Here is a 6,213-nt window from a genome sequence, read left to right as displayed (position 1 = left end):
CAACACCTCCCCACCCAATACCCAATACCCAATCCCAGCAGCCTCTCTCACACCCCCCCCCAACACAACCCAATCCCAGAAACCCATCTATTCCAACACCCAATCCCAGAAACCCTTCACCCCACCCAACCCCAACCAGACGACAAACACCCCCCACATCCGCTACAGTCCCCCAAACCATCAACAACCCCAACCCAAGAGCCATCAATGACCCTCACCACCCCGGCCCTGCTGTTCCCCGCCATCTCCCTGCTCCTGTTGGCCTACACCAACCGCTTCCTGGTGCTCTCCCAGATCATCCGCAAACTGGCCGATGAGGAGAAAACCCACCATCAGGAGGTGGCCACCCGCCAGATTGAACTCCTCCACAAGCGCGTGGTACTGACCAAGCACATGCAGGTGGCCGGCGTACTCAGTTTCCTGCTGTGCACTCTGTCCATGTTCGGGTTGTATCTGCATCTGGAGTTGGCCGGGGTGGTGCTGTTCGGAGCCAGCCTGATCTCGCTGTCCCTGTCGCTGATCTTCTCGCTGTGGGAGGTGCTTATCTCCACCAACGCACTGAACGTACAGGTGGCGGCATTGGCCCAGAAGGCGGACGTGGAGAAAGAAGAGAAGGGGAGGTAGAGAGCGTGGCCGGCGGCGGGAACCGCCGGTCCACGGAGAGGTGCACTCAGGACAGCAAGTCGCTGTTCTTTGGCAGCACCAGCTGCAATGCCCGGGGCAGTACCTTTAACTCGAATTCGGTGTCCTCAAGGGGTTCACCATCCAGATTCAGATGCATGGGCTCGGGGGTGCGGATGGTGAGCCGGTCCAGTCGGGCGCGTTCGAACAGCCCTTCCTTGCCGCCGTTGTCACCACTGCGGAACAACCCTCGCACGCTGGCCAGCAGATCCACCTCGGAGGGGAGGATGGCGACGTCCATGAGGCCGTCGTCGATCAACGCTTCGGGGCACAGGCGTTGTCCACCGCCGGCCTGGCGGCTGTTACCGATACCGAGCGCGAGAAACTCGCCTTGCCAGTGGAAGTCCGGTCCCTCGAACTCACCCTCGGCGGGTCGTACCTCGGCGAAACGGGTCAGCCCGGTGAGCAGGTAGGCGGCGCCGCCGAGCAGTTCCTTGAGGTCCTCGGAGGTCTGGGTGGTGACTTCGGTGCCGAAGCCGCCGGTGGCCATGTTGAGAAAATAGCTGTCGTTGACCTGGATGACGTCCACCGCCGTGGGCGGTCGGTCGAGCAAGGCGAGGGCCTCCGCCGGGTCTTCCGGGATGCCGGCGGCGGAGGCCAGATCGTTGGCGGTTCCCAGCGGAATAACCGCCAGGGTGAGATCCTCTTTACCGGAAGCCATCAGCGCCTGGGTAATGTCGCGCACCGAGCCATCGCCGCCCCCGGCGATGATGGTGCGATAGCCCCGCTCCAGTGCTTCTTGGGTGTAACGTTCGGCGTCACCACCCTCCCAGGTGACGCGTACGGCGAGGTCCCAGCCGTCCTTCCTCTTTTGCATCACGGCTTTGCGCACCGCCTGATTGGCGGCCTGCTTGCCGTGCAGAATCAAAAGCGCTTTACGCTCCATGTTCGGTCCTTTTCCTGGGCGCGGTCCGTCCGCCGCCGACCGGCTCAGAGTACGGACAAGCCGGGCCCGGTGCACCCTCGGAATCCGGCGCCTTTACAACAATTAACCGGTACCGCGATTCTGATAGTGCCGCCCTATTGAAAAAATAGAGAGAGGACGCATTTACCTATTGGTGAGAATGTATATCATTTAGATATTCCCTGGTGGCCCACACAATGAGGAGGTGCCCCATGATCAAGACACTCAGTTTCGGCGTTATGCACATCAGTGTGGCTTTCCTGGTGGTCTGGGCGATGACCGGTGACTGGCGCATCGGCGGCGCTACCGCTCTGGTGGAACCGTGCGTGAACACGGTGGCTTACCACTTCCACGAAAAGGTCTGGAAGCGTCTGGTAAGTCGCAAACGGGCCCGGGATGGTGCCGACGGGGACGCTTTCGCCGCTTGATAAACTCCTTGTTTACGCCCCGGTCGGGCTTGGTTAAGCTACCGGCCGGTAAACAAAACCAGGGGATAAGTAACATGCAACGCGGAGCGGATGATCTCGACGCCATACGCCAGGTGGTCAACCAGGTGCTCGAAGCCCATGCGGAGGAAGAGGGTGGCCAGCGCTCCCAGGCACGCGCCGAGATTCTGATTCACTCCATGCATGTGTTCGCCCAGCGAGGGCTGAACCGCACTACCGTGCAGCACCTGCTGGATGCGGCGGAGGTGTCGCGCCGTACCTTCTACAAGTATTTCCGCAACAAGATGGATGTGCTGGAAAGCATCTACCGAATCTTCATCGACAATATGCTGCTGCATTTCCACAAGGAGATGCGGCAGTCCCGTTCCGCCAAGGAAATCATCCGCAACACCACGCAGGTGTACTTTGATTACCACGTCAGCATGGGCCCGGTGATCAAGCTGATGATGGAAGAGGCACGCGCTTCCGGTTCCGCGCTGGCGCCACACCGGGCGCGGGCGCAACGCATCGCGGCGGATGTGCTCACCGCGGAGATTGGCCGCCTTACCGGGCGCGACATGGACCCCCTGGTGATGCGCACCATGCTGTGGATTCTGGAGAATTATTCCCTTTACATCTTCGAGGATGGCGAGTTTTCCGCCGAGCGGCTGGCGCAATGCCAGCGCGCCATGGTCGGTATCTCCGAGGCGGTGCTATTGGGTGGCGACGCCACGGTGGCGCTGCTGGAGCGTTCCGAGGAGGAGGAGTAGGCGTCATGAGGCACGCAGGCCGCGCACCAGCACCCTCATGTAGGCGAGCGCCTGGCGCTCCAGTTCCCCTTCGCCGGTGAGCACCCAGGTATAGGTGGTGCCGACCAGCAGGTTGACCATCATCAGGAGAGTGTCGCGGGTGGGCAATTCCACGAAGTAGCCTTCCCGGCGCAGTTCCTCGAAGAAGGCGTCGGCCACCGGCAGGTTGTCATCCACCAGCCGCAGGTAGCGCAGTTGGATCGGGCCGAGAAATTCGCCGGCTTCCTGAATCAGCAGGCGTGAGAAGTCGCGTTCGCGTTCCAGGAAGCGCGCCACCGCCCGGCACACGTTCTCCAGGCGGGTCAGCGGGGGCGCGGCGGACAGCAACTCGCGCAGCACCAGATCACGCACCGTGGTCAGGTTTTCCTCCACCACGGTGAGCAGCAATGCATCCTTGGATTGGAAGAAGCGGTAGATGGTCGCCTTGCCCACGCCGGCGGCGGAGGCGATGGTTTTCACCTCCGCCCGTCGGAACCCCTCCCGGGCGAACACATCCCGGGCACTGGCCAGAATGCGCGCGCGGCGCGGGTCGCTGGCGTCCATGGCGGCCTCACAGATACTTGATCTTCTCCAACTGCTCTTCCAGGCGAGCCAGTTGGGAACGGTGGTCATCAAGCTTCTCGCGTTCCTTGTTGACCACTGCTTCCGGCGCCTTGTCCACGAAGTCGGGGTTGCGTAGCTTGCCTTCGCCGCGGCCCACTTCCTTGCGCAGCTTTTCGATTTCCTTGCCGAGTCGTTCGATCTCGGCGTTCTTGTCGATCAGCCCGGCCATCGGCACCAGGATCTCCATGTCGCCCACCAGACCGGTGGCGGAGGCCGGCGCGGAATCCTCCGGCGCCAGCCAGGTGATGGACTCCAGCCTGGCCAGCCGGCACAGGAAATTGTGGTTGGCGTCCAGGCGGGCCCGGTCGCTGTCCTTGCCGTTGTGCAGGTAGACCTCCAGGGCCTTGCCCGGGGGAATACGCATCTCGCCACGGATGTTGCGCACCGCGGTGATCACCGCCTTGATCCAGCCGATGTCGTTCTCCGCCTCGGAATCCACCAGGCCGGTATCGGCGGCCGGGTAGGGCTGGCGCATGATGGTGTCGCCGGAGCGACCGGCCAGCGGCGCTACCTTCTGCCAGATTTCCTCGGTGATGAACGGCATGAACGGATGCGCCATGCGCAGGATCGCTTCCAGCACCCGCACCAGGGTACGGCGGGTGCCACGCTTTTCCGCTTCGCTGTAATCGTCGCTGTAGAGCACCGGTTTGGACAATTCCAGATACCAGTCGCAGTACTCGTTCCAGATAAACTCATAGGCGGCCTGGGAGGCCACGTCAAAGCGGAATTGGTCGAGGGCCTCGCCCACTTCCCGTTCGGCGCGCTGCAGGGCGCTGATGATCCAGCGATCCGCCAGGGACAGGGTCACGTCGGCGCCGCCGTCCAGGCCGCAATCCTGGCCCTCGGTGTTCATCAGTACGTAGCGGGCCGCGTTCCAGATCTTGTTGCAGAAGTTGCGATAACCCTCGATGCGGCCCATGTCCCACTTGATGTCACGGCCGGTGGAGGCCAGCGACAGGAAGGTGAAGCGCAGCGCGTCGGTGCCGTAGGCGTTGATGCCATCCGGATATTCCTTGTGAGTGCGCTTGGTAATCTGCTTTTCCTTCTGCGGCTGCATCAGGCCCCGGGTGCGCTTTTCCACCAGGCTATCCAGGTCGATGCCGTCGATCAGGTCCAGGGGGTCGAGCACGTTGCCCTTGGACTTCGACATCTTCTGGCCTTCGGAGTCACGTACCAGCCCGTGTACGTACACCGTTTTGAAGGGCACCTCATCCATGAACTTGAGGGTCATCATGATCATCCGGGCGACCCAGAAGAAGATGATGTCGAAGCCGGTGACCAGCACGTCGGTGGGGTGGAAGGTCCTGAGATCCTCGGTTTGCTCGGGCCAGCCCTGGGTGGCGAAGGTCCACAACGCGGAGCTGAACCAGGTGTCCAGTACGTCCTCGTCCTGGGTCAGCGGCGTGTCGCCCAGGTCGTTGTCGGCGCGCACTTCGGTCTCGTCGCGGCCCACGTAGATATTGCCATCGGCGTCGTACCAGGCGGGAATGCGGTGCCCCCACCAGAGCTGCCGGGAGATGCACCAGTCCTGCAGATCGCGCATCCAGGAGAAATACATGTTTTCGTAGTTCTTGGGCACGAACTGGATGGAACCGTTCTCCACCGCCTCGATGGCGGGCCTGGCCAGGCTTTCCACGGCCACGAACCACTGATCGGTGAGATAGGGCTCGATGATCACGCCGGAGCGGTCGCCGCGCGGCACCTGCAGGGTGTGGTCTTCCACTTTTTCCAGCAAGCCCAGGGCGTCCAGGTCGTCCACCACCCGCTTGCGGGCCTCGAAGCGTTCCAGGCCCCGGTAGGCTTCGGGGACGCTGTCGTTGAGGTGGGCGTCGTCGGTGAGCAGGTTGATCATCGGCAGGTCGTGCCGCTTGCCCACTTCATAGTCATTGAAGTCGTGGGCCGGAGTGATCTTGACGCAGCCGGAGCCGAAGTCCGGGTCCACGTACTCATCGGCGATGATGGGGATTTCCCGGTCCGCCAGGGGCAGGCGGATGTGCTGGCCGACCAGGTCCTTGTAGCGTGGATCTTCCGGATGCACCGCCACGGCGGTGTCGCCAAGCATGGTTTCCGGGCGGGTGGTGGCCACCACCAGATGGCCCGAGCCGTCCGCCAGTGGGTAGCGGAAGTGCCACAGGTGGCCCTGCTCCTCCCGGTTCTCCACTTCCAGGTCGGAAATCGCGGTGTGCAGTGCCGGGTCCCAGTTAACCAGCCGCTTGCCGCGGTAGATCAGGCCTTCCTTGTGCAGGCGCACGAACACCTCGCGCACCGCTCGGGAGAAGCCCTCGTCCATGGTGAAACACTCACGGCTCCAGTCCACGCTGGCGCCCATGCGCCGCAGCTGGCGGGTGATGGTGCCGCCGGATTCGCCCTTCCATTCCCAGACCTTTTCCAGGAATTTCTCGCGGCCCAGCTCGTGGCGGTTGGTGCCTTCGCCGGCCAGACGCCGCTCCACCACCATCTGGGTGGCAATGCCGGCATGGTCGGTGCCCACTTGCCAAAGGGTGTTGCGGCCCTGCATGCGCCGGTAGCGCACCAGGGTATCCATGATGGTGTCCTGGAAGGCGTGGCCCATGTGCAGGCTGCCGGTGACGTTGGGTGGCGGGATCACCATGGCAAAGGATTCGCCCTCGCCGGAGGGGCGGAAATGCCCCGCCTCTTCCCAGGTCTTGTACCAGGCCTGCTCGATACGCTCGGGTTGGTAGGTCTTGTCCATGGTCTGCGCTGTCTTCACCGTCAAAAACGAAGGGCGAATTATAGCGAAGAGGGCGCGCCCCGTCGCCCATTGCGGGCG

Annotated in this window: 6 protein-coding genes; 3 read left to right on the top strand and 3 right to left on the bottom strand. The window is 62.8% G+C overall.

From position 1 onward, the window contains the following. Positions 1–207: 207 nt before the first annotated feature. Positions 208–624 carry a DUF2721 domain-containing protein gene (locus tag JF515_RS15590; RefSeq protein ID WP_203105372.1) on the top strand — a complete coding sequence of 139 codons (417 nt, stop codon included), beginning with the start codon at positions 208–210 and terminating at the stop codon, positions 622–624. A 46-nt stretch (positions 625–670) separates the two neighbouring features. Here JF515_RS15590 and yegS read toward each other — a convergent pair whose 3' ends face one another. Continuing rightward, positions 671–1,567, bottom strand: coding sequence for a lipid kinase YegS (gene yegS / locus JF515_RS15585; RefSeq protein ID WP_203105371.1), 897 nt, complete (start codon positions 1,565–1,567; stop codon positions 671–673). Between the two features lie 230 nt (positions 1,568–1,797). Here yegS and JF515_RS15580 point away from each other — a divergent pair, with 230 nt between their 5' ends. Next, complete coding sequence (locus JF515_RS15580) at positions 1,798–2,013, top strand: DUF2061 domain-containing protein (RefSeq protein ID WP_203105370.1); 216 nt, start codon at positions 1,798–1,800, stop codon at positions 2,011–2,013. A 74-nt stretch (positions 2,014–2,087) separates the two neighbouring features. After that, positions 2,088–2,780: a TetR/AcrR family transcriptional regulator gene (locus tag JF515_RS15575; protein WP_203105369.1), complete on the top strand. Its 693-nt coding sequence runs from the start codon at positions 2,088–2,090 to the stop codon at positions 2,778–2,780. Between the two features lie 3 nt (positions 2,781–2,783). Here the strand turns inward: JF515_RS15575 and JF515_RS15570 are convergent, their stop codons facing one another. Together JF515_RS15570 and JF515_RS15565 are read right to left on the bottom strand one after the other, a co-directional pair. Continuing rightward, entirely contained in the window at positions 2,784–3,362 is a 579-nt protein-coding gene (locus tag JF515_RS15570) for a TetR/AcrR family transcriptional regulator (RefSeq protein WP_203105368.1), read from the bottom strand. 7 nt (positions 3,363–3,369) lie between these two features. Continuing rightward, on the bottom strand, positions 3,370–6,135 hold the full coding sequence (locus tag JF515_RS15565) for a valine--tRNA ligase (RefSeq protein WP_203105367.1): 2,766 nt from the start codon (positions 6,133–6,135) through the stop codon (positions 3,370–3,372). Positions 6,136–6,213 lie beyond the last annotated feature (78 nt).

The sequence above is a fragment of the Alloalcanivorax marinus genome, from assembly GCF_016785095.1.
In the GTDB taxonomy this organism is placed as follows: domain Bacteria; phylum Pseudomonadota; class Gammaproteobacteria; order Pseudomonadales; family Alcanivoracaceae; genus Alloalcanivorax; species Alloalcanivorax marinus_A.
Note: the sequence above shows the minus strand (reverse complement) of the source record. Positions and strands in the feature narration are given on the sequence as shown.

Coding starts and splice junctions, on each gene's coding strand:
- JF515_RS15590 (WP_203105372.1), top strand. CDS start 208: ATGACCCTCACCACCCCGGCCCTGCTGTTCCCCGCCATCTCCCTGCTC.
- yegS (WP_203105371.1), bottom strand. CDS start 1,567: ATGGAGCGTAAAGCGCTTTTGATTCTGCACGGCAAGCAGGCCGCCAAT.
- JF515_RS15580 (WP_203105370.1), top strand. CDS start 1,798: ATGATCAAGACACTCAGTTTCGGCGTTATGCACATCAGTGTGGCTTTC.
- JF515_RS15575 (WP_203105369.1), top strand. CDS start 2,088: ATGCAACGCGGAGCGGATGATCTCGACGCCATACGCCAGGTGGTCAAC.
- JF515_RS15570 (WP_203105368.1), bottom strand. CDS start 3,362: ATGGACGCCAGCGACCCGCGCCGCGCGCGCATTCTGGCCAGTGCCCGG.
- JF515_RS15565 (WP_203105367.1), bottom strand. CDS start 6,135: ATGGACAAGACCTACCAACCCGAGCGTATCGAGCAGGCCTGGTACAAG.